Annotated in this window: 27 protein-coding genes; 12 read left to right on the forward strand and 15 right to left on the reverse strand. The window is 67.6% G+C overall.

Translation table 11 applies throughout. The features are described 5' to 3' along the window. Window positions 1–2 precede the first annotated feature (2 nt). A complete protein-coding gene (locus tag NYP18_RS06200) occupies window positions 3–1874 on the forward strand; it encodes an FAD-dependent oxidoreductase (protein ID WP_259427296.1) in 1872 nt (623 codons plus the stop codon). A 244-nt stretch (window positions 1875–2118) separates the two neighbouring features. Here NYP18_RS06200 and rlmN read toward each other — a convergent pair whose 3' ends face one another. Continuing rightward, window positions 2119–3216, reverse strand: coding sequence for a dual-specificity RNA methyltransferase RlmN (gene rlmN, locus NYP18_RS06205; protein ID WP_259427297.1), 1098 nt, complete (start codon window positions 3214–3216; stop codon window positions 2119–2121). 104 nt (window positions 3217–3320) lie between these two features. Here rlmN and NYP18_RS06210 point away from each other — a divergent pair, with 104 nt between their 5' ends. Continuing rightward, complete coding sequence (locus NYP18_RS06210; protein ID WP_259427298.1) at window positions 3321–3767, forward strand: LapA family protein; 447 nt, start codon at window positions 3321–3323, stop codon at window positions 3765–3767. On the opposite strand, the gene NYP18_RS06215 is transcribed toward NYP18_RS06210, so the two are convergent. The 5 genes from NYP18_RS06215 to rpsB all read right to left on the reverse strand — a co-directional run bounded on the left by NYP18_RS06215 (window position 3764) and on the right by rpsB (window position 8038). Beyond that, window positions 3764–4645, reverse strand: a complete 882-nt coding sequence (locus NYP18_RS06215; protein ID WP_241228404.1) for a phosphatidate cytidylyltransferase — start codon at window positions 4643–4645, stop codon at window positions 3764–3766. The genes NYP18_RS06210 and NYP18_RS06215 overlap by 4 nt on opposite strands. Before the next feature lie 58 nt (window positions 4646–4703). Continuing rightward, on the reverse strand, window positions 4704–5261 hold the full coding sequence (gene frr, locus NYP18_RS06220) for a ribosome recycling factor (protein WP_126121185.1): 558 nt from the start codon (window positions 5259–5261) through the stop codon (window positions 4704–4706). Window positions 5262–5336: 75 nt separating this feature from the next. Beyond that, window positions 5337–6023 carry a UMP kinase gene (pyrH, locus tag NYP18_RS06225; RefSeq protein ID WP_259427444.1) on the reverse strand — a complete coding sequence of 229 codons (687 nt, stop codon included), beginning with the start codon at window positions 6021–6023 and terminating at the stop codon, window positions 5337–5339. Window positions 6024–6236: 213 nt separating this feature from the next. Beyond that, a complete protein-coding gene (gene tsf / locus NYP18_RS06230) occupies window positions 6237–7064 on the reverse strand; it encodes a translation elongation factor Ts (protein WP_259427299.1) in 828 nt (275 codons plus the stop codon). 119 nt (window positions 7065–7183) lie between these two features. Further along, window positions 7184–8038: a 30S ribosomal protein S2 gene (rpsB, locus tag NYP18_RS06235; protein WP_259427300.1), complete on the reverse strand. Its 855-nt coding sequence runs from the start codon at window positions 8036–8038 to the stop codon at window positions 7184–7186. Between the two features lie 305 nt (window positions 8039–8343). Between rpsB and NYP18_RS06240 the strand changes: the two genes are divergently transcribed. Further along, window positions 8344–8814, forward strand: coding sequence for a M23 family metallopeptidase (locus NYP18_RS06240; RefSeq protein ID WP_259427301.1), 471 nt, complete (start codon window positions 8344–8346; stop codon window positions 8812–8814). Window positions 8815–8818: 4 nt separating this feature from the next. Here the strand turns inward: NYP18_RS06240 and NYP18_RS06245 are convergent, their stop codons facing one another. The 7 genes from NYP18_RS06245 to lepB form a co-directional block, all read right to left on the reverse strand. Further along, window positions 8819–9703 (reverse strand): tyrosine recombinase XerC, encoded by an 885-nt coding sequence (locus NYP18_RS06245; protein ID WP_259427302.1) that lies wholly within the window; start codon window positions 9701–9703, stop codon window positions 8819–8821. Between the two features lie 11 nt (window positions 9704–9714). Further along, a complete protein-coding gene (dprA, locus tag NYP18_RS06250; RefSeq protein ID WP_259427303.1) occupies window positions 9715–10878 on the reverse strand; it encodes a DNA-processing protein DprA in 1164 nt (387 codons plus the stop codon). Further along, window positions 10875–12350: a YifB family Mg chelatase-like AAA ATPase gene (locus tag NYP18_RS06255; RefSeq protein ID WP_259427304.1), complete on the reverse strand. Its 1476-nt coding sequence runs from the start codon at window positions 12348–12350 to the stop codon at window positions 10875–10877. Before NYP18_RS06255 ends, dprA begins: the two co-directional genes overlap by 4 nt. Continuing rightward, on the reverse strand, window positions 12337–12711 hold the full coding sequence (locus NYP18_RS06260; RefSeq protein WP_259427305.1) for a YraN family protein: 375 nt from the start codon (window positions 12709–12711) through the stop codon (window positions 12337–12339). Before NYP18_RS06260 ends, NYP18_RS06255 begins: the two co-directional genes overlap by 14 nt. 145 nt (window positions 12712–12856) lie before the next feature. Further along, window positions 12857–13162: a DUF2469 domain-containing protein gene (locus tag NYP18_RS06265; protein ID WP_042621676.1), complete on the reverse strand. Its 306-nt coding sequence runs from the start codon at window positions 13160–13162 to the stop codon at window positions 12857–12859. Beyond that, complete coding sequence (locus NYP18_RS06270; RefSeq protein WP_259427306.1) at window positions 13159–13791, reverse strand: ribonuclease HII; 633 nt, start codon at window positions 13789–13791, stop codon at window positions 13159–13161. Before NYP18_RS06270 ends, NYP18_RS06265 begins: the two co-directional genes overlap by 4 nt. Then, a complete protein-coding gene (gene lepB / locus NYP18_RS06275) occupies window positions 13791–14507 on the reverse strand; it encodes a signal peptidase I (protein WP_259427307.1) in 717 nt (238 codons plus the stop codon). Before lepB ends, NYP18_RS06270 begins: the two co-directional genes overlap by 1 nt. Before the next feature lie 45 nt (window positions 14508–14552). Here lepB and NYP18_RS06280 point away from each other — a divergent pair, with 45 nt between their 5' ends. Then, window positions 14553–16280, forward strand: coding sequence for an ABC transporter ATP-binding protein (locus NYP18_RS06280; protein WP_259427308.1), 1728 nt, complete (start codon window positions 14553–14555; stop codon window positions 16278–16280). Between the two features lie 65 nt (window positions 16281–16345). Here the strand turns inward: NYP18_RS06280 and rplS are convergent, their stop codons facing one another. Next, the gene (gene rplS / locus NYP18_RS06285; RefSeq protein WP_259427309.1) at window positions 16346–16687 is read right to left on the reverse strand and encodes a 50S ribosomal protein L19; all 342 of its coding nucleotides are present in this window, start codon (window positions 16685–16687) and stop codon (window positions 16346–16348) included. Window positions 16688–16949: 262 nt separating this feature from the next. Between rplS and NYP18_RS06290 the strand changes: the two genes are divergently transcribed. Genes NYP18_RS06290 through NYP18_RS06325 form a run of 8 tightly spaced genes read left to right on the forward strand, consistent with a single transcriptional unit; the run spans window position 16950 to window position 22923 of the window. After that, complete coding sequence (locus NYP18_RS06290) at window positions 16950–17597, forward strand: thiamine phosphate synthase (protein ID WP_259427310.1); 648 nt, start codon at window positions 16950–16952, stop codon at window positions 17595–17597. Beyond that, the gene (gene thiO / locus NYP18_RS06295) at window positions 17594–18652 is read left to right on the forward strand and encodes a glycine oxidase ThiO (RefSeq protein ID WP_259427311.1); all 1059 of its coding nucleotides are present in this window, start codon (window positions 17594–17596) and stop codon (window positions 18650–18652) included. Before NYP18_RS06290 ends, thiO begins: the two co-directional genes overlap by 4 nt. Then, the gene (thiS, locus tag NYP18_RS06300) at window positions 18649–18849 is read left to right on the forward strand and encodes a sulfur carrier protein ThiS (protein WP_259427312.1); all 201 of its coding nucleotides are present in this window, start codon (window positions 18649–18651) and stop codon (window positions 18847–18849) included. Before thiO ends, thiS begins: the two co-directional genes overlap by 4 nt. A 2-nt stretch (window positions 18850–18851) precedes the next feature. Beyond that, window positions 18852–19631, forward strand: coding sequence for a thiazole synthase (locus tag NYP18_RS06305; protein WP_259427313.1), 780 nt, complete (start codon window positions 18852–18854; stop codon window positions 19629–19631). A 6-nt stretch (window positions 19632–19637) separates the two neighbouring features. Beyond that, window positions 19638–20705 carry a ThiF family adenylyltransferase gene (locus NYP18_RS06310; RefSeq protein WP_259427314.1) on the forward strand — a complete coding sequence of 356 codons (1068 nt, stop codon included), beginning with the start codon at window positions 19638–19640 and terminating at the stop codon, window positions 20703–20705. Window positions 20706–20708: 3 nt separating this feature from the next. Beyond that, the gene (locus NYP18_RS06315; protein WP_259427315.1) at window positions 20709–21437 is read left to right on the forward strand and encodes an AAA family ATPase; all 729 of its coding nucleotides are present in this window, start codon (window positions 20709–20711) and stop codon (window positions 21435–21437) included. Beyond that, the gene (locus NYP18_RS06320) at window positions 21434–22162 is read left to right on the forward strand and encodes an AAA family ATPase (protein ID WP_259427316.1); all 729 of its coding nucleotides are present in this window, start codon (window positions 21434–21436) and stop codon (window positions 22160–22162) included. The genes NYP18_RS06315 and NYP18_RS06320 overlap by 4 nt, the downstream gene beginning before the upstream one ends. 11 nt (window positions 22163–22173) lie before the next feature. Next, window positions 22174–22923 carry an amidohydrolase family protein gene (locus NYP18_RS06325; protein WP_259427317.1) on the forward strand — a complete coding sequence of 250 codons (750 nt, stop codon included), beginning with the start codon at window positions 22174–22176 and terminating at the stop codon, window positions 22921–22923. On the opposite strand, the gene wecB is transcribed toward NYP18_RS06325, so the two are convergent. Beyond that, window positions 22908–24083, reverse strand: coding sequence for a non-hydrolyzing UDP-N-acetylglucosamine 2-epimerase (gene wecB, locus NYP18_RS06330; protein WP_259427318.1), 1176 nt, complete (start codon window positions 24081–24083; stop codon window positions 22908–22910). The genes NYP18_RS06325 and wecB overlap by 16 nt on opposite strands. Window positions 24084–24115 lie beyond the last annotated feature (32 nt).

A 24115-nucleotide genomic window follows, 5' to 3' on the forward strand; every position in this document is an offset into this window, starting at 1 on the left:
TTATGACTCACCATCACCACCACCCGGGCCGGGAACCCTGGCACGATCTTCCCGAAGCTTTCATCGATCGTCTCGAGTTGGAATCGCTCCTGAATGAATCCGTGAGACGGGAGACTCTCGAACAGGCAGCTCTCACACTGCGCACACCACCGTCCACCATCATCGACATCGGATCAGGCACCGGATCAGACGCGGTCGCCTTAGCGGAACGCTTCCCCACGGCCCGGATCCATGCACTTGATGTCTCTGCGGAGCTCCTCGAACGCGTCGAATCGGCAGCGGCGGCATCGGGCCTCGCAGATCAGATCGTGAGTCATCGGGTTGACCTGAATGACGACTGGCCGAAGGAAGCTCCGCAGGCTGTTGACCTCGCCTGGGCAGCACTGTCACTCCACCACCTCAGCGATCCCGCCGCGGCCCTACAACGCGTGCTCACGACGCTGAAACCTGGCGGAGTGTTCGTCCTCACTGAGCTGACCGGTCCCGGCGTCTTCACTCCATCTGATCTCGGCAGCGGACGAACCAGCCTGCAGGAACGCATGACGCACGGGTCATCAGCACATAGCGCGCACCGAACCCGGGACTGGTCGAAACTCCTGGAGCAAGCGGGATTCACCGCTGTTGAATACCAGGAGAAGGAATTCTCTGCACGGGCCGACACCATTGACGGCGCCCGATACCTGGAGATGCAGTTGCGTGCACAGCGGGAGCGACTCGCCCCCGACCTGAGCGCTGAAAACCTTGCAGTCATTGACGCGGCGATCCATGCTGTCACAACGGGGAAATCGGAGATTTCGTTCAGCGCTGGTCGGGGGGTGTGGATCGCGGCCCGCCCGCAGCCCACGATCTCGACCCCTCCAGTCACCCCGGGCACCCGAGAGTTCTCGGAGGTTGGTACGGAGGGCCACTCGACGTTGTCGCTGCCCCGGAGCTTCGAAGCAGACGTTGCAGTGGTGGGTGGCGGTGTTGCCGGGCTCGCCGCTGCCATTGCCCTTGCCCGCTCCCGACGCAGGGTCGTGATGGTTGATACCGGAGAACCACGCAATGCACCTGCAATTGGAGCGCATAACGTGCTCGGCCAGGAAGGCGTAGCGCCGGTTGAACTGGTTGCCCGGGGGCGTACGGAGGCCATATCCTACGGTGTCCGGATCATTCCCGGGCACGCCACCAATGTCGCGGGCCAGATTGACGATTTCAACGTTGAGGTCAACCACGGGAGTCATCACATCCACACCCGCCGGATCATCCTCGCGACCGGACTGGTGGATGATCTTCCTGACATTCCCGGAATCGATGCAGGATGGGGCCGGACAGTGCTCCACTGTCCCTTCTGCCACGGCTGGGAAGTGCGCGACCAGCACATCGCAATCCTCATCCGCGACGAAGTAACCATTCACCAGGCAATGCTGTTCGCCCAGCTCAGCGACAGGGTGACCATGTTCCTCCACGAAGCACCCGACCCCAGCGAAGAACAACGGGAACAGCTTGCAGCGCTGGGCATCGAAGTTGTGCGTCCGCGAGTCGAGCGACTCCTGATGGACGGCCCGGTGGTGCAAGGAATTGAGATCGCAGATGGCCGGACACTGGAGGTCGATGCAGTTGTCGTCACCCCCCGATTCAACTCCAGAACCGAACTCTATGAGTTGCTCGGAGGAGCAGCTGAATCGACTCCTTTCGGTAGGCAGATCCCTACAGCACCCAACGGCTTGACCGATGTTCCGGGTGTATGGGCCGCTGGCAACGCCAGCCAGATAATGGCAATGGTGACTGCATCAGCTGCGTCGGGCACCATGGCCGGCGCCGCTGTACACGGGGATCTCTCCCTGACTGAACTCAACAGGGCGGTAGAGGCACGTCGCACCAAATCCCGCTGAACCCGGTACCTGCATGGGGGGCAGTGGTGAAGAATCGCCGTCATCTTTCAGCAGCCGTGTGGACAGAGTAATTCCACCCAGATCCATATCCACGCTCACTGGTCTGTAGATCATCGCGGTAGGCGTGCGACAGCTGGTTCCCGATGAGATTCAGGCCGGGTCACACCACACCGCATCGCTTGTGGGCCCGGCGTCATCATCTGTTCACCGCAGCAAAGAAGCAGGGCGAGGTGGCCTCGGATAGTTACTTCTCCTCGGCGGCGAGCTGGCCACAGGCCGCCGCGATCTCCTGGCCACGGGTGTCACGCACCGTGCAGGGCACACCCTGGGCGGCGACACGGCGGACGAACTCTTCCTGACGCTCCTTGGGGGAGGCGTCCCACTTCGAGCCCGGGGTCGGGTTGAGCGGGATGAGGTTGACGTGCACCTTGGAGCCGAGCGCCTTGTGCAGCTTCTTGCCCAGCATGTCGGCGCGCCAGCCCTGGTCGTTGATGTCGCGGATCAGGGCGTACTCGATGGACACGCGACGGCCGGACTTCTCGGCGTAGTAGCTGGTGGCGTCAAGCACCTCCTGTACGGAGAACCGGTTGTTGATGGGCACGAGGGTGTCGCGCAGCTCATCGTCGGGGGTGTGCAGGGAGACGGCCAGACGCACGGACATGTCCTCGTCCGCGAGTCTCCGGATCGCCGGGGCCAGGCCCACGGTGGACACGGTCACATTACGCTGGGAGATGCCGAAGCCCTGTGGGGAGGGCTGGGTGATCTGCCGGACCGCGGAGACCACACGCTTGTAGTTGGCCAGCGGTTCACCCATGCCCATGAAGACGATGTTGGTCAGGCGTGAGCTCTCCGCCTCCATGGCACCGGCCGCGGCACGGACCTGGTCGACGATCTCCGCGGTGGAGAGGTTGCGGTCCAGTCCACCCTGGCCGGTGGCGCAGAACGGGCAGGCCATGCCGCAGCCGGCCTGGGAGGAGATGCACAGCGTCGCCCGGTCCGGGTAGCGCATGAGCACCGACTCGAGCAGGGTGCCGTCGTTGAGGCGCCACAGCGATTTGGTGGTCTCCCCGTCATCGGTCTCGATGCTGCGCACAGGGCTGAGCAGGGTCGGGAAGAGCTCCGCGGCCACCGTCGCGCGGGCATCGGCGGGCAGGTCGGTCATGGTGGAGGGGTCGGCCTCGAAACGCCCGTAGTAGTGGCGGGCGATCTGGTCGGCGCGGAACTTGGGCAGCCCGAGTGCTGTGATGCGCTCGACGCGCTCCTCAGGGCTGAGATCGGCGAAGTGGGTGGGCGGCATACCGCGCTTGGGGGCGGAGAACTGGAGGGTCACAGGTACGGCCATAATGTTTCCCATCCTTGCATGTCGGGGCCTGTTTCTCCCAATTGTTCACCCAGTTGTTAGCTGGTGGCGTGGCGAAGCTCGCAGGACCAGCGTTGAATGGGGATATGACACGTTCCAATGCGCAGCACGGGAATGACCCCGTCCACGAGCCCACCCCGGCGGTCCGCAATGAGCCTCCGACCGAGCACCTCGACGAATACCGGGACATCCTGGCGGAGGAGCCGGCGACGGCGAATCTGCCCGCCACTGTGTCGGAACCCGAACAGCCGAAGAAACACCCCGGGACCGCCAAGCCTGAGGTGAAGAAGACCCTGGCGGGCGGGACGTGGGCGGCACTGATTGTCGGTGCGCTGCTGCTCATCGCCCTGCTGGTGTTCATCCTGCAGAACCAGCAGCAGGTGGAACTGAACCTGTTGTCGTGGACCTTCCAGTTTCCCGCCGGCATCGGCTACCTGTTCTCCGCGATCACCGGCGCGCTGATCATGGCGCTGGTCGGTGGGGTGCGCATGCTGGAACTGCGCCATCAGGTGCGCAAACAGCGCAAGGGCTAGTTGCCCAGGAAGCTCAGCACCAGCCAGGTCACCATCGCGGAGGGCAGCATGCCGTCAAGACGGTCCATGAGTCCGCCGTGGGCGGGCAGCAGATTCGACATGTCCTTGATGCTCAGCTCGCGCTTGAACTGGGACTCCACCAGGTCACCGAGCGTCGCGCAGACCACCAGGCCGACGCCCATGACCGCCCCCACCCACCACTGGTGCTGCAGCAGCAGGGACACCGTGAGGGCGCCGGTGAGTGAGCCGCCCACGACGGAACCCGCAAAGCCCTCCCAGGACTTCTTCGGGCTGACGGCCGGGGCCATGGGGTGCGAGCCGAACATGACGCCGGCGATGAACCCACCCGTGTCCGAGGCGACGACGCACAGCATGAACGTGATGATGTACAGCCCGCCCGGTACCCCGTCGCCGGAGATGAGGGAGAGCATCGCCGCGAAGGAGGCGAACAGCGGGATCCACGTGAGCACGAAAATCGCCATCGACGTGTCCCGCAGGTAGTTCTGCGGTGGTGTGGTGCGGCCGTGGTAGAACAGCCGGCCGAACATCGCCACCAGCACCGCCGTGACGAAGGCTGCCACCAGCCCCTTCGTCCCGAAGGGCCAGGACATCCACACCATGAGCTGGCCCAGCAGGATCATGGGCACCAGGGGAATGTGGTAGCTGCGCTCCTGCAGCCGGGATACGACCTCCCACGTCGCCACCGCCACCGCCGCGGCCACCAGCGGGTACCAGCCCGCCGGGCCGATCCACACCGCCAGCAGCACCAGTGCCCCGAGGAACGCGCCGACGGCGATGGCCACCGGCAGGTTACGGCCGGGGTTATTCTTCGGTTTCGGCAGGTGACCCGCCGGAGCAAGGCGCCTTGCGTCGCTCACCTGGAGCCTCCTGGGATGGGTGGGGAGAAAAAGGGGGACGTCGAGAAGCAGCGGAGGCCTAGACCTCCATCAGCTCCGTCTCCTTGCGGGTGACCAGCTCATCGATCTGGGCGATATAGCCCTGGGTGACCTTGTCGAGTTCCTTCTCCGCGGTCTGGATCTCGTCCTCGCCGGCGTCGCCGTCCTTCTGGAGCTTCTTCAGCTGCTCCATGCCCTTGCGGCGGATGTTGCGGACGGCGATCTTACCGTCCTCGCCCTTACCCTTGGCGACCTTGACCATGTCGCGGCGGCGCTCCTCGGTCAGCTGCGGGATGGTCACGCGCAGGACCTGTCCGTCGTTGGTGGGGTTGACGCCGAGATCCGAGTTGCGGATGGCCTTCTCGATGTCGCCCATGACGTTCATCTCGTAGGGCTTGATGATGAGCATGCGCGGTTCCGGCACCGAAATGGTCGCCATCTGGGTGATCGGGGTGGGCACACCGTAATATTCGGCGATGACACCGTTGAACATGGCGGGGTTGGCACGGCCCGTACGGATCGTGGTCAGGTCCTCGCGGGTGTGCTCCACCGTGTGGGTCATGCGCTCCTCGGACTCGAGGAGGATCTCGTCGATCATGAGGCGTTATCCTTTTCTGTTGCTGTTGAAGGTACTGCGCAGGGCTTATCCTGCATCAATCTACCAGGAGAGCCCCTAGGACTGGACCAGCGTGCCGATCTGCTCCCCCGACACCGCACGGGCGATGTTGCCCTCGGTGAGCAGGTTGAACACCAGGATCGGCATCTCATTGTCCATGCACAGGGAGAAGGCCGTCGCGTCGGCGACCTTCAGGCCCTGCTCGATGACCTCCCGCGGAGTGATCTCCGTGTAGAGTTCCGCCTCCGGGTTCGTGCGCGGGTCGTCGGAGTAGACACCGTCGACGCCCTTGGCCAGGAAAAGCACGTCACAGCCGATTTCCAGGGCACGCTGCGCGGCGGTGGTGTCGGTGGAGAAGTACGGCATGCCCATGCCGGCGCCGAAGATGACCACACGCCCCTTCTCCAGGTGGCGGACGGCCCGCAGCGGCAGGTAGGGCTCAGCGACCTGGGCCATGTTGATGGCGGTCTGCACACGGCAGTCGATGCCCTGCTGCTGCAGGAAGTCCTGCAGTGCCAGGCAGTTCATCACCGTGCCGAGCATGCCCATGTAATCGGAGCGGGCGCGGTCCATGCCGCGCTGCTGCAGCTGCGCGCCGCGGAAGAAGTTGCCGCCGCCGATGACCACGGCGATCTCCGCGCCGGTGCGGGCGACCTCGGCGATCTGGCGGGCCACGTTCTCGACGACATCCGGGTCGATGCCGACGTTTCCACCGCCGAACATCTCACCCCCCAGCTTCAGCATGACCCGTTTATAGCTGGTCCTCTTCGGGGTGGTGCTTTCAGCGGTGGTCACCGGGGAATCTCCTTCGGGTCGGCGTGGGGGCATCAGAATCGGATCCATCCTATCCCGTACCCGCCCTCCCCCGGTATTCGAACGCGCCCACCCGGAAAGCAGTGACCGCCGTGCTCCCCGGGAAGCGGGGGGCACGGCGGTCACCGGTGCACTCGGGCGGCCTTAGGCCTGGCCGACCTCGAAGCGCTGGAAGGCGGTCAGCGTGATGCCGGCCTCATCCATGAGCTGCTTGACGGTCTTCTTGGAGTCGGCGACAGAGGCCTGCTCCAGGAGGACGACGTCCTTGTAGAAGCCCTGCAGGCGACCCTCGACGATCTTCGGGATGGCCTGTTCCGGCTTGCCCTCTTCGCGGGTGATCTGCTCGGCGATGGAGCGTTCCTTCTCCACGATCTCAGCCGGAACATCCTCGCGGGTGAGGTAGCCGGCCCGGAGGGCGGCGACCTGCATGGCGGCGGCCTTGGCTGCTGCCTCGGCCTCTGCGCCCTCACCGGTGTAGGCGACCAGGACGCCGACTGCCGGGGGCAGGTCAGCGGAACGCTGGTGCAGGTACACGGCGACCTTGTCGCCCTCAACGGTGGCCGCGCGACGCAGCTCGAGCTTCTCGCCGATCTTGGCGGAGAACTCCTGGAGAGCGTCGTGGGCGGTCTGACCGTCAACGTCCACGGCAGCCAGCTCCTCCTGGGAGTTGGCCTTGGCGGCGGCAGCGGCCTCGGCGATCTTCGCGGCGAAGGCGATGAACTCGGAGTTCTTGGCCACGAAGTCAGTCTCGGAGTTGATCTCCACCATGGTGTTGCCGGAGACGGCGATCAGGCCCTCGGAAGCGGAGCGCTCGGCGCGCTTGCCCACGTCCTTCGCACCCTTGACGCGCAGGATCTCAACGGCCTTGTCGAAGTCGCCGTCGGCCTCCTCCAGAGCCTTCTTGCAGTCGAGCATGCCGGAGCCGGTGAGCTCGCGGAGCTTCTTGACGTCTGCAGCAGTGTAGTTCGCCATAGTCGGGGCGATCCTCCTCGTATCGGAACGGTTATCGTTCACAGAGCGTAGTCGATGGGTAAGGCCCCCGCCGCGTACACGACCGGCGGGGGCCTAGAGTTTTCAGGCCGTAGCCTGGTTTAGTTCTCGGTGGCCTCAGCGGCAGCGGACTCAGCCGGAGCCTCGGTGGCGGCAACCTCAGCCGGAGCCTCGGTGGCGGCAACCTCAGCGGCCTTCTCCGCGTCAGCGGCGGCCTTCTCCTCGGTGTCACCGGCAGCCTCGCGGGAAGCGGCCAGTGCGCGCTCCTCGCGGGACTTCTTGCCCTCCTCCACGGCGGTGGAGATCACGCGGGACAGCAGGGCGGTGGAACGGATGGCGTCATCGTTGCCCGGGACGGGCCACTGGACAACATCCGGGTCGCAGTTGGTGTCCAGGATGGCGACAACCGGGATGTTGAGCTTGTGGGCCTCGTTGACCGCGATGTGCTCCTTGTTGGTGTCGATCACCCAGAGAGCGGACGGGATGCGGGTCATCTCGGCGATGCCACCCAGGACGCGCTCCAGCTTGGTGCGCTCGCGGGTGAGCATGAGGGTCTCCTTCTTGGTGCGACCCTCGTAGCCGTCCTCCGCTGCGTCCATGGCCTGCAGCTCCTTGAGGCGGTGCAGGCGCTTGGAGACGGTCTGGAAGTTGGTGAGCATGCCGCCGAGCCAACGGTGGTTGACGTAGGGCATACCGACGCGCTCGGCCTCGGTCTGCACGGCCTCCTGGGCCTGCTTCTTGGTGCCGACGAACAGGATGGTGCCGCCGTGGGCGACGGTCTCCTTGACGAACTCGAACGCTGCGTCGATGTAGGTCAGGGTCTGCTGCAGGTCAATGATGTAGATGCCGTTGCGGTCGGTGAAGATGAAACGACGCATCTTCGGGTTCCAGCGACGGGTCTGGTGGCCGAAGTGGACACCGGCGTCGAGAAGCTCGCGCATGGTTACAACTGCCATGTCACGCTCACTTTCTTGTAGTTTCGGTTTTGGATCGTGCGTGCAGGTTTTTGTCCTGCACCCTAGCGACGTGGCCACGCCGACACCCGGATGTCCGGGACCAGGTCGACGTCGGTTTTCCCCGCCGCGCGTAGTCAGTGCACCCCGGTGAGGGCACACTGCTGACGCCAATCTTAGCCCCCTGTGCGCCGCCTGCCAAAACGAATCACCGACCTGTCCACAGGCAGGCCACACCCGTCACACCATCCACAGACCCCCGCTTATCGACGTCCCCTCCTCCCCCACCCCACCTAGCATCTGCAGACATGCGCCGGCTCACTGTCCTCCTCACCGCCCTGCTGCTCAACCCTCCCGCAGCGGAGGCCTACGTCTCCCCCGCCACCGGCTCCCCGGAGGTCAGCCACGTGCTGCGGGCCTTCGACCGGCCCGAGCACAACTGGCTGCCCGGCCACCGCGGCGTCGACCTGGACCTGCCCGTGGGCGCACCGGTGCTCGCCGCCGGTGACGGCACGGTTGCCTTCGCCGGTGTCGTGGCGGGCACCCCGACGATCTCCATCGACCACGCGGACGGCATCCGCACCACCTACCAGCCGGTCCACGCCCGGATGGTCCAGGGGGATGCGGTCCACGAGGGCGGGGTCATCGGCACCCTGGGCCACCCCACCGACGGCTGGCCGGGGCTGCACTGGGGGGCGCGCACCGGACCCGACGACTACCTCAACCCGCTCTCCCTGCTGGAGCTGCCGACCATCCGTCTCAAACCGAACCCCTCGTAGAGGTTCAGGCCCGCGGGTGGGCCTGCTGGTAGACCTGCTTCAGTCGTTCTGCGGAGACGTGCGTGTAGATCTGGGTGGTCTGCAGGGAGGAGTGTCCCAGCATCTCCTGGACCACGCGCAGATCCGCCCCGCCCTCCAGCAGGTGGGTCGCCGCGGTGTGCCGCAGGCCGTGCGGGCTGATGTCATGGCCGGTGACCTGCCCGGCCTTCTCCACCACCCGCCGCACCTGCCGAGGGTCGATCCGGCCGCCGCGCACCCCGACGAACAGGGCCGGGGTGTCACCCGCCAGCTCGGGGCGCCCCGTGCGCAACCACTGCTCGAGGGCGTCGGCGGCGGCCCGGCCGAAGGGGACGACACGCTCCTTGTCGCCCTTGCCGCGCACGCGGACGGTGTGGCGGGTCAGGTCCAGGTCCTTGATATCCATGCCCGTGAGCTCAGCGACGCGCACACCGGTGGCGTAGAGCAGCTCCAGCATGGCGGAGTCCCGGAGGAATTCGGTCTCGTCGCGGGAGGCGGCGTTACCGACGAATTCATTCGCCTTGTTGGTGCCCAGCACCTCCGGCAGCGGCCGGTTTACCTTCGGGGTGACCAGGCGGGCGGCGACATCCGAATCCAGGTGCCCGTTCCGCAGAGCCCAGCGGGAGAAGGACTTCAGGGAGGCCGTGCGCCGGGCCAGCGTCGCCCGGGCTTTGCCTTCTGAGACCGCCACCGCCAGCCACCCGCGCAGGGCCGGCAGGGTGAAGTCCCGGAAGGTGGGCACGTGGTCGGCCAGGTCGAGCAGATCGGAGCGGTAGCCACGCACGGTCGCCTCGGAGCGTCCCAGCACCAACCGGGCATGCTCTGCGAAGTCCTCGACGGCCTCCCGCAGCTGGGATGATTGCGCACTCATGGTGCCTAAGCCTATCCCTGGGACACCTCCACCCGCGACCATGCAGTGCCATCCAGCCGGACAATGCTCCGGCGCGCCAGATCCATGAGCAGGTGCACCGTCAGGGGCAGCGGCAGGCCCGCCCCGGCCGCAATCTCCTGGGCGGTGGAACCGTCCGGGCCGCAGGCATCGAAGATCCGCAGTTCGTTGCGCGTCAGGGACTGCACCGGCGTGGCGGCGTAGGCCAGTTCGTACTGCTCCGCGACGTCGAGGGCACCGACCGCGCCGAGCAGGCCACGGATATCGTCGGCACCGGTGACCAGCTGGGCCCGGCCTTGTTTGATGCGTTCGTGGCAGCCCAGGGAACCGGCACCGGTCACCGGGCCAGGTACGGCCATGGTCACCCGGCCGAGCCCCTCGGCCCAGCTCAGGGTGTTCAGCGCCCCGGAGCGCCAGGCCGCCTCGACGATGACGGTGCCGGCGGTCAGGGCCGCGACAAGCCGGTTGCGGGTGAGGAAGCGGTGGCGTTGCGGGCTCATGCCGGGCGGGTATTCACTGATGACGCAGCCCTGCGCGGCAATGCGGTCCAGCAGAGCCTTGTTGCGGGCCGGGTAGGGGCGGTCGATGCCGCAGGCGGCGACGGCCACGGTGAGCCCGCCGGTGGCCAGGGCGGTCTCGTGGGCGACGGTGTCGATGCCCAGCGCCGCCCCGGAGATGACCGTCCAGTGGTGGGTGGCCAGGCCCTTCACCAGCTGGCGTGTGGCCTCATGGCCGTAGCGGGTGGCGGCCCGGGTGCCCACCACCGCAACCGACTGTGCGACGGCCTGGTCCAGCGGCATGCCCCGCACCCACAGGACGTGCGGTGGGACAGCATCGGCCTGGTAGCTGCGGACGTGGTCGCTGCGCCCGGTGGCGGCAAAGCCGAAGGCCCGGTCGAATTCCGCCCGGGGCCATTCGGCGGATCCAGGGTGGATTAACCGGGCGCCGACGGTTGCGGCGTCGGCCAGGTCCTGTTCGGCCCGGTCCCAGTTGTGGCGGGAGGCGGTCTGGGTGGCCAGCTCCCCGATCCAGGTGGCCCGCCGGCGCACGCCGTGGGCAATTTCGTCGGCGTCGCGGCCGGCGTGGAGAAGTTGCTGCAGCGGTCGGCTGGGGCCTTCGACGACGCGGTTGAGATAGGCCCAGGAGAGCTGGCTCATGCGCCCTCCCGCAGGTCCAGGGCGCGTGCGACGTGTCCGAGGTCCGGACTGCCGGCCCCCTCGAGGTCGGTCAGGGTCCAGGCGAGTTTGAGGCAGCGGTCGACGCCGCGCTGGGTGAGCTCCCCCTCGGCGAGCAGCGTCCCGAGCATTGCCATGCCGGCCTCATCCGCGGGGTGGTGCCGGCGGAGCTCGTGCGGGTCCATCATCGAGTTGGACATGCCCCACCGGTGCTGTGCCCGCTCCCGCGCCAGGTGGACCCGTCCGGCGATGCGGCTGCTCGGTTCGGCATCTCCGGCATCCAGGACGGCACCGGTGGCGGAGGTGGCGGCCACGATGTCGAGGCGGTCGCGCAACGGTCCGGAGAGATTGTTCAGGTAGGAGGTGCGCTGACGGGAAGTGCAGCGGCACCGGGCCGGGTCCTCCGCCGCGCACCGGCATGGGTTGGCGGCGAGGATGAGCTGGAACCGCGCGGGGAAGACGACCTCCCGGCGCGAACGGATGAGCCGGACCTGCCCGTCCTCGAGCGGGGTGCGCAGCCCGTCGAGGATGGCGGCGGGCACCTCGGAGACCTCATCGAGGAAAAGTACCCCGTGGTGGGCCAGGCTCACGGCCCCCGGGCGCGGGAGTCCGGAACCGCCTCCGAGGAGGGCGGCCCGGCTGATGGAATGGTGGGGGTCGATGAACGGGGCCTGCGTCATCACCTGGCCGCGGCCGGCGACGGAGTGTACGGCGGTGGCCTCCAGTGCCTGGGCCGGACTCAGCGGGGGCAGGATGCCCGGCAGGCGGGCGGCGATCATGGATTTGCCGGAGCCGGGTGGTCCGATGAGCAGCATGTGGTGTCCGCCGGCGGCTGCGACCTCGGCGGCCAGGCGCGCCCGGGGTTGCCCGGCCAGGTCCGCGAAATCGGGTATCCGGCGCTGGGTGGCGGGCACGGCTCCTGTCGCCGCGGGCAGCTCTCCTTCCCCGGTGGTCCAGTGCCAGGCCTGGACGAGGGTATCGGCAGTGTGGACCGTCAGTCCCTCGACGAGGGTGGCCTCCTGCGCGTTGCCCGGCGGGATGACTGCGTGGCTGAAGCCGTGTGTGCGTGCCGCCAGCAGGGCGGGCAGCACGCCGGGTACCGGTCGGACCGTGCCGTCCAGGCCCAGTTCGCCGACGAACACGGTCTGTTCCAGCCGGTTGCGGTGCGGTGTGGCACCGGCGGCGAGCAGCGCCAGCGCGGTGGGCAGGTCGAAGTGTGAGCCGGACTTGCGCAGCGAGGCCGGTGACATGGACACGACGATCTTCGTCTTTGGCCAGCTCAACTGTGAGTTGGCCACGGCGGTGCGGATCCGGTCGCGGGATTCGATCACGGCGGCATCCCCCAGGCCGACCATGTGGATGCCCGGCAGGCCGGGGCCGATGTTGGCCTCCACGGTGACGATCCGGGCGGTGACCCCCTCCAGGGCCACGGTGTGGCTCCTACCGAGCGCCATGTTCGACCCCCTCATGGACCTCGGTGTCGAAGCCGCGGCCGGTGCGGGTGAACACGACGACGTCGAAACGCACGGAGGCCCCGGGTCTGCCCTCGAGCCAGCGGGCGGCGGCACGCCGCAGGCGGGCGAGCTTGCGGTCGGTCACCGCCTCCGCGCCCCCGAAACCCGGTCCGGAACGGGTCTTGACCTCCACGAAGACGATCGTGCCGTCCGCTTCCCGGGCGATGAGGTCGAGTTCCCCGACGGGATAGGCGACGTTGCGGTCGAGGATCTCCGCGCCGCGGCGCCGGTAGAGCTGCGCGGCGTGTTCCTCCCCCAGCCGCCCGAGCCGGCTGCGGCGACGGTGCATGGATGTGCTCATGGTGTTTCCCCCTGATCAGATGACGGTGTCTTCTCCCCCTCACCATCACCCGGGCACGGCCGTCCCCACCAGTGCCTGATACGCGAAAATGCCGCGAACTGTGGATAACCCCCGTTATCCACAGCCGCGGCGCAGGCGGAGTTGACTACTCCGGCAGGATCAGGTCCGGCTTGTCCAGCTCCTCGATGTTGACGTCCTTGTAGGTGATCACCCGGACGTAACGCACGAAACGGGCGGAACGGTACATGTCCCACACCCACGCGTCGGACATGCGGACCTCGTAGTAGACGTCCCGGCCCTCGGTGTGCGGGATCAGCTCCACGGCGTTGGCCAGGTAGAAGCGGCGCTCGGTCTCCACCACGTAGGAGAACTGGCTGACCACGTCCCGGTACTCGCGGTAGAGGGAGAGTTCGACCTCCGCCTCGTAGTTGTCGAGTTCCTCAGCGCTCAATGATCTGCCTCCTGCGTGCTCAGCCATTCGCCGTGGGCCTTCACGACGTTGGCATAAGTGTATCGGTGCTCCCCTGTTGCGCCGTGGCGGCGCACCGCAGCCATGTGCGCCTTCGTGGAATAACCCTTGTGCGAGGCCAGGCCGTAGCCGGGGAGACGTCCGTCCATCTCCACCATGTGCCGGTCCCGGGTGACCTTCGCCAGCACGCTGGCCGCGGAGATGCACCGCATGGCCGCGTCCCCGCCGAGCACCGGCAGGTGCGGGGCGGTCAGGCCGGGGATATGCCAGGCGTCGGTGAGCACGTAACCGGGCCGCACGTCCAGCCCGGCCACGGCGCGGCGCATCCCGGAGATGTTGGCGGGCTGGATGCCGCGGGCGTCGATGTACGCGGCGGAGATGCTGACCACGGACCAGGCCACGGCGGCGTCGATAATCAGCGGGTAGAGCCGCTCGCGGACCGCGGGCGTGAGCTTCTTGGAGTCCGTGAGGCGCTCCAGGCCGGGCAGCTCCCCCTCAGGCAGGACACAGGCCGCAACCGTCATCGGCCCGCAGCAGGCCCCCCGTCCGGCCTCATCGACCCCCGCCACCGGTCCCAGACCATGGGTAGCCAGCAGCTCCTCCGGACGCACTACTGCTGGATCGCGGGGTCGTCGACGCCACCGATCCGGTTGAAGGGGAAGATGATGAACTGCACCTTGCCGCGGATGTTCTCCTCCGGGATGCTCCCCTGGAACTCATCGCCGATGTGGGCGCGGGAGTCTGCGGAGTTGGTGCGGTTGTCACCCATCATGAAGTAGTTGTCCTCCGGCACCGTCAGCGGGCCGAAGTAATCACCGCCGCAGGCCTCGGAACCTGTCTCAGGGCTGACCGGGAAGGCGGCCGGCTGCAGGATGAAGGAATCATCGACCGGTTCCCCGTCGACCATCACCCCAGGGTCACCGGCCTCGCAGGACACCGTCTGCCCGCCGGTGGCCACGATGCGCTTGACCAGGTCATTCTCGTCCGGGGCCACCAGGCCGATGTAGGAACCGACGTTCTGCAGGCTGCGGACGACATCGTTCTCGGAGCGCTGGGACACGAAACCCTGGTTCCAGGAGTCGGTGCCCTTGAACACCACGACATCACCGGCCTCCGGCTCACTGAAGTTGTAGCTGATCTTGTCCACGAAAATCCGGTCACCCGTACAGCCTTCACAGCCGTGCAGGGTCGGTTCCATCGACTGCGAGGGGATCATGTAGACCCGGCCCACGAAAGTCTGGAGGAGAAAGATCGCCAACAGCGTCAGCGCAATGACCACCGGGATCTCGATGTACCAGGGGGCCTGCTTCTTCTCCGTATCAGTCACGAGGAACGAGCTTAGCAGCCGCTGGCCGCCGTACACTTGTACACCATGGCCTCGTCCACCGTGTCACCGTTCCGCACCCTGCTGTCCATGCTCGCCCACCACAAGGGTGTGCTCACCATCGCGGTGGTCATGTCACTGGTCGGCTCCGCCCTCGGACTGGTGCAGCCCCTGGTGGTCAACCGCATCATCTCCACCATCGGTGACGGACCCGTCGCCGCCTTCATCTGGTTGCTCATCGGCCTGCTCATGGGTTCCTCCGCGCTCTCCGCGCTGCGCTCCTACCTGCTCACCCGCACCGCCGAGACCGCGGTCCTGGCCACCCGCCACCGGCTCATCGCCCGGCTGCTGCGTCTGCCCATCCCGGCCTACGACCGCCACCGCACCGGCGACCTGGTCACCCGCCTCGGCTCCGACACCACACTGATCCGCTCCGCCTTCAACGGCGGCCTGGTCGAGGCCATCGGCGGGGTGGCCACCATGGCCGGCGCGATCGTGCTCATGGCCCTGGTCGACGTCTTCATGCTCGGTATCGTCCTGGTCGTCGTGGTGGTCACCCTCGTCGCGGTGGTGGGCACCTCCACCCTCATCCAGCGCTACACCAAGAAGGCCCAGGAGGCCGTCGGTGACCTGGGTGCCGGAATGGACCGTGCACTGGTGGCTGTGCGCACCATCCGGGCGGCCGGTGCGCAGGACCGCGTCGAGACCGGTCTGCGTGCCGACGCCGACACCGCCTGGGTCCAGGGCGTGCGCATCGCACGGGTCGCCGCGCTGATCTTCCCCGCCGCCGGACTGGCCATGCAGGGCAGTTTCCTGGCGGTGCTGGGCATCGGTGGCGCCCGCGTCGCCGCCGGCACCATCAGCGTCGCGGATCTGGTCACCTTCGTCCTCTACCTGTTCATGGTCTCCATGCCGCTGGGCTCCATCTTCGGTGCGGTGACCACCATCCGACAGGCCATGGGTGCGATCGAACGCATCGGGCAGATCTTCGACATCGCACCCGAGTCCACCGCAGGACAGGAGGCGGAGCCGGCGCACTCCATCACCTTCGACGACGTCTCCTTCGCCTATGAGACAACCTCCGAGGAGGATGAGACGCGTCCGGTGCTCAGGGGCATCTCCGTGGACATCCGCGCCGGCGAGAAGACCGCCATAGTCGGCCCCTCCGGTTCCGGAAAATCCACCATGCTGGCCCTCATCGAGCGTTTCTACGACCCCACTTCGGGCCGTCTCCTACTCGGTGACCAGGACATGTCGGAACTCACCCGCGCCTCCGTGCGCCAGGTCGTGGGTTATGTCGAGCAGGAGGCCGCGGTGCTGGCCGGCACCGTGCGGGAGAACCTCACCCTCGGGGCCCCCGAGACCAGCGATGAACGCTGCTGGTGGGCGCTCGACCAGGTCAACCTGCGCGAACGCGTCGCCGGGACCGATGGACTGGACACTGTCCTCGGCGACCGCGGCCTGACTCTCTCCGGCGGGCAGCGCCAGCGCCTCGCCCTGGCCCGCATGCTGCTCATGGACACCCCCATCCTGCTGCTCGACGAACCCACCTCCGCCGTCGACTCCCAGAACGAGCAGCTCATCCTCGACGCCATCGACGCCTCCGCTGAGGGGCGCACCCTGGTCGTGGTCGCCCACCGCCTGTCCACGGTCACCGACGCCGACCAGATCATCGTCCTCGACGCCGGCCGGGTCGTGGCCACCGGCACCCACGCCGAACTGCTGGAGACCAGCCCCCTCTACCGCAACCTCGCCTCCCGGCAGCTGCTGGGCTGAGACCGGGCCCCAGAAAAGGCGAAAACCCGCCGCCCACCAGGGGCGACGGGTCAAACGCGGGGAGCTTAGCGCTTCTCCTTGATGCGGGCAGCCTTGCCGCGCAGCTCACGCAGGTAGTAGAGCTTGGCGCGACGGACGTCACCCTTGCGGATGACCTCGAGCTTGTCGATGTTCGGGGAGTGGACCGGGAAGGTACGCTCCACGCCGATGCCGAAGGAGACCTTGCGGACGGTGAAGGTCTCGCGGATGCCGGAGCCCTGGCGGCGGATGACGACACCCTTGAACAGCTGGGTACGCTCGGTGGAACCTTCGATGACCTTGACGTGGACGTCAACGGTGTCACCCGGGCGGAAGGCCGGGATGTCCTCGCGCAGCTGCGCGGAATCAACCTTGTCGAGAATGTTCATGCGACATTTTCCTTTTCATGTTCTGGACAGAGGACCCTGGCGGCTTCTCCCCGGTTGGGGCGCTCGACCGGTTCGTATCCGATACAGACAACCTGGACATTCTCCCACAGTCGCACGACACCGGCAAAATCCACGAGCGATGGCCTAGACTGTCCTCGACCCCACGGGCGCCCGAGGCATCGGGCTGAGATCGCGCTGCCGCCTGCGCGAGGACCGTACGAACCTGTCTGGTTAGCACCAGCGAAGGAAGAGAGGCCAGGCTGTGCCATCCATTGATCTCCGTTGTTATCTGGTCACCGGCGCCGGTTCCCGTGAACATGTCGTCGATGTGGCGCGCGGGGCCGTGGCGGGTGGCTCCCGGATTGTGCAGGTGCGGAGCAAGCCGATCCCGGCACGCGATCTCTACGCGCTGACCGAGCAGGTCGCCCTCGCCGTGGGCGACCTGGCCCATGTGCTTGTCGACGACCGCGTCGACGTCGCCCTCGCCCTGCGCCACCGCGGCATCCCGGTCCACGGGGTGCATGTCGGCCAGGATGACCTGGACGTCCGCGACGTCCGGGCCCTGCTGGGTGGGGATGCCGTCATCGGCCTGACCACCGGTACCCGCGAACTGGTGGCGGCCGCCAACGAGCTGGCCGATGTCCTCGATTACGTCGGTGCGGGTCCCTTCCGCCCCACCCCCACGAAGGACTCCGGCCGCGAGCCCCTGGGCGTGGCCGGTTACCGGGAGCTGGTGGAGCTCTCGGAGGTGCCGGTCGTGGCCATCGGGGACGTCACCGCCGATGACGCCACCGAACTCGCCGGCACCGGTGTCGCCGGCCTGGCGGTCGTGCGCGGCCTCATGGGGGCTGCGGATCCGGCCGCCTACGCACAGCGCCTGATCCGCGATTTCGAGCAGGGCCGCCCATGAGCACCGTCACCGTCATCGGTGGCGGGCTGGTCGGCCTGGCCACCGCCTTCCGCCTGGCCGAGCGCGGCCACGGTGTCACCCTCGTCGACCCGTCCCCCGCCTCCGAGGCGACGCACCACGCCGGCGGCATGCTCGCCCCGGTGGCCGAGGTCGTCTACCGGCAGGACTCGCTGTTCCCGCTCATGCTGCGCTCGGCGGAGCTGTATCCGGGGTTGATCGCGGACGTCGCAAAGCACACCGGGCTGCCCACCGGGTACCGCACCGAGGGCACCCTCGTCGTGGCCGCGGACCGCGCGGATGCCACACACCTGGCGGAACTCACGGACTACCAGGCGGCCCACGGGATGAGCGCGGAGCGGCTGCCGCTGCGCCGGGCACGGCAGCTGGAACCGGGGTTGAGCCCACAGCTGGCCGGCGCCGTGCACATCCCGGGCGACCACCAGGTCAACCCACGGATGTTCGCCGCAGCGCTCCTCGATGCGCTGGGCAACCTCGGCGTGGAGATCATCCGGGAACAGGCCACCGGACTGCCGGGGGGACAGACCATCCTGGCCAACGGCCTCGGCGCCACCGCGCTGTACCCCGGCCTGCAGCTGCGGCCCGTCCACGGCGACATCCTGCGCCTGGGTGTGCCGCGGTACCTCGATCCCCTGCTCAGCCGCGTAGTGCGCGGTTTCGTGGCGGACCGGCCGGTCTACCTCATCCCGCGCACCGACGGTACCCTCGCGATCGGGGCCACCTCCCGCGAGGATGACCGCCCCACCCCGCGGGCCGGTGGGGTCCATGATCTGCTGCGCGACGCCGTCCGGCTGGTCCCCGGCGTGGAGGAATGCGATTTCCTCGAGGCCACCACCGGCGCGCGCCCCGGCACCCCGGACGATCTGCCCTATCTGGGCCGGGTCTCCGGAGACCTGATCATCTCGACGGGGTATTTCCGCCACGGGATCCTGCTCACCGCGCTGGCCGCCGAGGTGACGCTCGCGCTGGTGGAGGGCCGCGATCCCGGCATTGATCTCTCCGCCTGTGAACCGAACCGACACCAGGAGTTGCCATGAACCTGACCGTGAACAACCAGCCCGTCACCACTGAGGCCACCACGCTCGCCGGCCTGCTCGAGGAGACCCTCGGCCGGCTCCCCGACGCCGGGGTGGCCGTGGCCGTCGACGGGGATGTGGTGCCCCGCTCCCAGTGGGACCACAGCCTCGTCGAGGGCCAGACCATCGACATCCTCACCGCGGTCCAGGGAGGTTAGGCATGCTCACCATCGCCGACCGCACCTTCGAATCCCGCCTGATCATGGGCACGGGCGGGGCGACGTCCATGGCCATGCTGGAGGAATCACTGGTCGCCTCCGGCACGGAGCTGACCACGGTGGCCATGCGCCGCCACGCCGCGAAGACCACCGGCGAATCCGTCTTCGACATGCTCCAGCGCCTGGGCATCGCGCCACTGCCCAACACGGCCGGCTGCCGCACGGCGCGTGACGCGGTGATCACCGCGAAACTCGCCCGGGAGGCACTGGGCACCAACTGGGTGAAGGTGGAGGTCATCGCCGATGAGCACACCCTGCTGCCCGATGTGGTCGAACTCATCGACGCCTGCGAACTGCTCGTCGCCGAGGGCTTCGTCGTGCTGGCCTACACCTCGGATGACCCGGTCGTGGCCAGGCGTCTCGAGGACGTCGGTTGTGCGGCAGTCATGCCGTTGGGCTCGCCGATCGGCACGGGGTTGGGCATCCTCAACCCGCACAACATCGAGCTGATCTGCTCGCGCGCGGGCGTGCCCGTGCTTCTCGACGCCGGCGTCGGCACCGCCTCCGACGCCGCCCTGGCCATGGAGCTCGGCTGCGACGGCGTGCTGCTGGCCTCGGCGGTCAACCGCTGCCAGGATCCGGTTGCCATGGCCACCGCCATGAGATACGCCGTGGAATCCGGTCGGCTGGCGCGGGAGGCGGGGCGCATCCCGAAGCGGGAGCACGCCCTGGCCTCCTCGAGTTTCGACGGGCTGGTCTCCTGGTCGGATCAGGTGCTGTAGTTGACCGTGACCCTGCCTGATTCCGAGCTGCGCCGCACCGCCCGCCAGCTGGCCCTGCCCGGCTGGGGCATCGGGCAGCAGCAGCGCCTGTTCAACTCCCATGTCCTGGTCATCGGCGGTGGCGGGCTGGGCTGCCCGGCCATGCAGTCCCTGGCCTCCGCCGGCGTGGGGCATATCTCCGTCATCGATGACGACACCGTCGACATCACCAACATCCACCGCCAGATCCTCTTCGGTGCCGGGGACGTCGGCCGCCCCAAGGTGGAGGTCGCCGCGGAACGCCTGCGCCAGCTGCAGCCGGACATTACCGTCACGCCGCTGAACAAACGCCTGACCGTCGACAATGCGGTGGAGATCCTCGCTGGCGTGGACCTGGTGCTCGATGGTTCGGATTCCTTCACCACCAAATATCTGGTGGCCGATGCCGCCGAGATCACCGGAACGCCCCTGGTCTGGGGCACGGTGCTGCGCTTCCGGGGCGATGTCTGCCTGTGGGCCGACGGTGTGGGCCTGCGTGACCTCTTCCCTGTCCAGCCCACCGGTGACTCGATCCCGGACTGTGCCACCGCCGGGGTCCTCGGTGCCACCACCGCCACCATCGGGGCGATGATGGCCACTGAGGCGATCAAATTCCTCGCCGGGTTGCCCACCCAGCCTGGCCGCATGCTCAGCTATGACGCGTTGACCGCGACGACCCGCAGCTTCACTGTCGTCGCCGATCCGCAGCGCCCGCGGGTGAGCGCCCTGCAGCCCGACTACGCCGACGCCGTCTGTACGGTGGGCCCCTCACCGGAGGAGCTGCTTGACAGCGTCCGCGCCGGCCACGCCACCCTCCTGGACCTCCGCGAACCGCACGAGTGGCTGCTCGACGACTCGCTGGCTGAGCTGGCCCCGGTGCGTCTGCCGCTCTCCACGGTCTCCGGACCGGAGTCTGTCCGCGAGGCCCTGGGTGAGGCGCAGCGGGTGATCGTCCACTGCGCCTCCGGGGTGCGCAGCGCCGAGTTCTGCCGCACCTGGGCGGATCTGGGCTATGAGCTGGTGGACCTGCCCGGCGGCATCAACGCGCTGGACTGAGCCGTGTTCCTCACCGCCGCACGTCTCGACGTCCCCCCGGAGCGCGTGGCCCGCCACCTCGCCCGGTTACCGGTGGTGGCTGCGCTGGCTGGTGACGGGCTGGAATTCACGACCCCGGTCACCGCGCTCACCGGGGAGAACGGCGTGGGAAAATCCACCCTGCTGGAGGCCCTGGCCGTCGGGATGGGCACCAACCCGGAGGGTGGTTCGCGCCATGCCCGCTTCGCCAGCCTCGACCAGTCGGTCTCACCGCTGCACCACTGGCTCACGCTGAGCCGGCGCCGTAACCCCCGCGACGCCTTCTTCCTGCGCGGGGAATCCTTCCTCAACCTCGCCGGCTACTACGCCGGACTGGAACCTGCACCCCGGGGCCCACGCATGGATGATCTGCAGGAAATGAGCCACGGACAGTCCCTCCTGGCGCTGTTCGACCGGCGTTTCCACACCGACGGCCTGTTCTTCCTTGACGAACCGGAGGCCGGCCTGTCGGTCCTGCGCCAGCTGGAACTGCTCGGCCGGCTCCACCACCTGGCGGCTGCCGGCGCCCAGATCATCATGGCCACCCACTCCCCCGTTCTGTTGGCGGTGCCCGGCGCGCAGATCCTCGAGATCAGCACTGAGGGGATCCGGCCCCGTGACTTCGAGGACACTGAGGCGGTGCATGCCGCCCGGGAATTTGTCGCGGACCCGGAGGGCACGGCCGCCTTCCTCACCGCAGAGGAGGGGGCATGACCCCGTTCATCCACGACTATTTCCTCCGCGCTCCCTCAGCCACCGACAAGACACCGCCGTGGGTCTTCGAGGTGCCCGCTTTCCGGGCGCTGCGGGAGCGGGGCCGACTGTCTCTGGATCGGCCGGTCACGCTGCTCACGGGGGAGAACGGCGTGGGCAAGTCCACCCTGCTGGAGGGCATCGCCGTCAGCTGCGGTTTCAATGACACGGGTGGTCCTTTCGGTGCGCAGGTGGGCAGCCGGGTCAATCCCCTGCGTCACGTCGCCACCGTCCGGCGGAGTGCCCGCGCGATGGACGGCTATTTCCTGAGGGCCGAGGCCCACTTCAACATCGCCACCGAATACGGCAGCAGCGCCCCGGGGGCGGTGGACCTGCACCGGATGTCCCACGGGGAATCCGTGATGCAGGTGGTGCAGCAGGCCTTCCACGGCAACGGGCTCTATCTGCTCGATGAACCGGAGTCCGGGCTGTCGATGATCCGGCAGATGGCGCTGCTCGCCGAACTGCATGGGGTGGCGCAGGCGGGGGCCCAGCTGATCATCGCCACCCACTCCCCCGTCCTGCTCGCCCTGCCGGGTGCGCAGATCTGGGAATTCACCGCCGAGGGGGAGCTGCTCCGGGGCTTGACGGTGGAGGAGACGACGGCTTTCCGGGCCCTGCGGGATTTCCTGGCGGATCCTCAAGGCATCGCGGAGTTCATGGTGGAGGCGACGGATCCGGACTAGAAAGGACGGGTATGCCACGTCTCTTCGACGCCCACTTCCACATCATCGACCCGGCCCACCCGCTGGTGGAGAACAACGGCTACCTGCCCGAGCCCTTCACCACGCGGGACTACCTCGCCCGGGTCAAGGACCTGAAGGTTGCGGGTGGGGCTGTGGTATCCGGTTCCTTCCAGGCCTTCGACCAGGGTTATCTTCTCGACGCCCTGGCGCAGCTGGGGCCGAATTTTGTCGGCGTCACCCAGCTTCCGGCGGGCACCCCTGACGGGCGGATCCGGGAGCTTGCCGACGCCGGCGTGCGCGCCGTCCGCTTCAACCTCCGCCGCGGCGGTTCCGCGGGGCTGGCGGATCTCGACCGCTTCGCCCGGCGCGTGCATGACCTGGTCGGCTGGCACACCGAGCTCTACGTCGACAGCCGTGAGCTTGAGGAGCTCTCCCCCACCTTGAACTCCCTGCCGGCGGTGAGCATCGACCACCTGGGGCTGCACCCCGACGGTCTGCCCGCCCTGCTGCGGCTGGTGGAGGTGGGGGTGAAGGTCAAGGCCACCGGCTTCGGCCGCATCGACCTCGATCCGGTGGCGGCGGTGAAGGCGATCATGGCCGTCGACCCAGGCGCACTCATGGTGGGCACCGACCTGCCCTCCACGCGGGCCAGGCGTCCCTTCGAGGACCACGACCTGGAGATCATCGCCGAGACGGTGGGCCCCGAGCACGTCGAGACCGTGTTCCGGGGCAACGCGGAGGCGTTCTACCTCAGGGCCTGAACCGCAGGGGTGGCCCCCACCCTGAACTCCTCGATGCGCTCCCCCACACCCAGCAGTTCAGCGATCGCCGCGACGCATCGCTCAGCGGCCCGGCCGTCACCGTAGGGGTTGACGGCATTGGCCATGGCTGCGTAGGCGGCAGGATCATCCAGAAGATGCTGGACCTCCTGGATGATGCGTCGGCGATCCGTCCCGATCAGCTTCACGGTTCCGGCGGTCACCGCTTCCGGGCGCTCTGTGTTCTCCCGCATCACCAGAACCGGCTTACCCAGTGAAGGTGCCTCCTCCTGGACGCCCCCCGAATCCGTGAGGACCAGGGTGGAACGGTTCATCAGGCTGGTGAACTGGTCGTAGGGCAGCGGGTCGGTGACGATGACGTTCTCCATCTTCTTCACCTCCGGCAGGACCGCCTCCCGTACCCTCGGGTTGAGGTGCAGCGGCAGCGCAAGAATCACGTCCGGGTACAGTCGGGCGAGTTCCTGGATCGCCGAGCCGATCTCCACCATGGCATCGAGGTTCTCCCGGCGGTGGGTGGTGACCAGGACGAGGCGCCTGTCCGAGGCCACGGCCGCGGCCAGCGGCGGGTCGTCGAAGTCCACCTTCTGTTTCGCCACCGTCAGCAAGGCATCGATGACGGTGTTACCGGTGACCACGATGTCGGCGGGGTCGAAATTCTCCAGTATCAGATTCTCTCGGGCCGCTTCGGTGGGGGCGAGATGCAGGGAGGCCACCTGGCTGATCACCCGGCGATTCGCCTCCTCGGGGAAGGGCGAAGCGATGTTGCCGGTGCGCAGTCCCGCCTCGATATGGACAACTCTGGTGCCCCGGTTGAAACCGGCCAGCGCAGCCACCATCGCCGTGGAGGTGTCTCCCTGGGAGACGATGACCTCGGGCTGTTCCCTTTCGATGATCACATCCAGACCCGCGAGGGCACGGGAAGCCAGTTCGTTGAGGGCCTGGCCCTGCTTCATCAGGCCCAGGTTATGGCGGGGGCTGATACCGAAAATGCTGTTGACCTGCTTCAGCATTTCCCGGTGTTGACCGGTGGAAACCGGGATGGACTCGAAACGTACATCATTCTGCAGGTGGGAAAGTATGGGGGCCACCTTGATAGCCTCGGGACGGGTGCCGTAAACGGTCATGATCTTGGGGAGGGACATTGTGGGTTACCTTCTCGTCTGGATATGTCTCA

The sequence above is a fragment of the Corynebacterium lemuris genome (genome assembly GCF_024919295.1).
Taxonomy (GTDB): domain Bacteria; phylum Actinomycetota; class Actinomycetes; order Mycobacteriales; family Mycobacteriaceae; genus Corynebacterium; species Corynebacterium lemuris.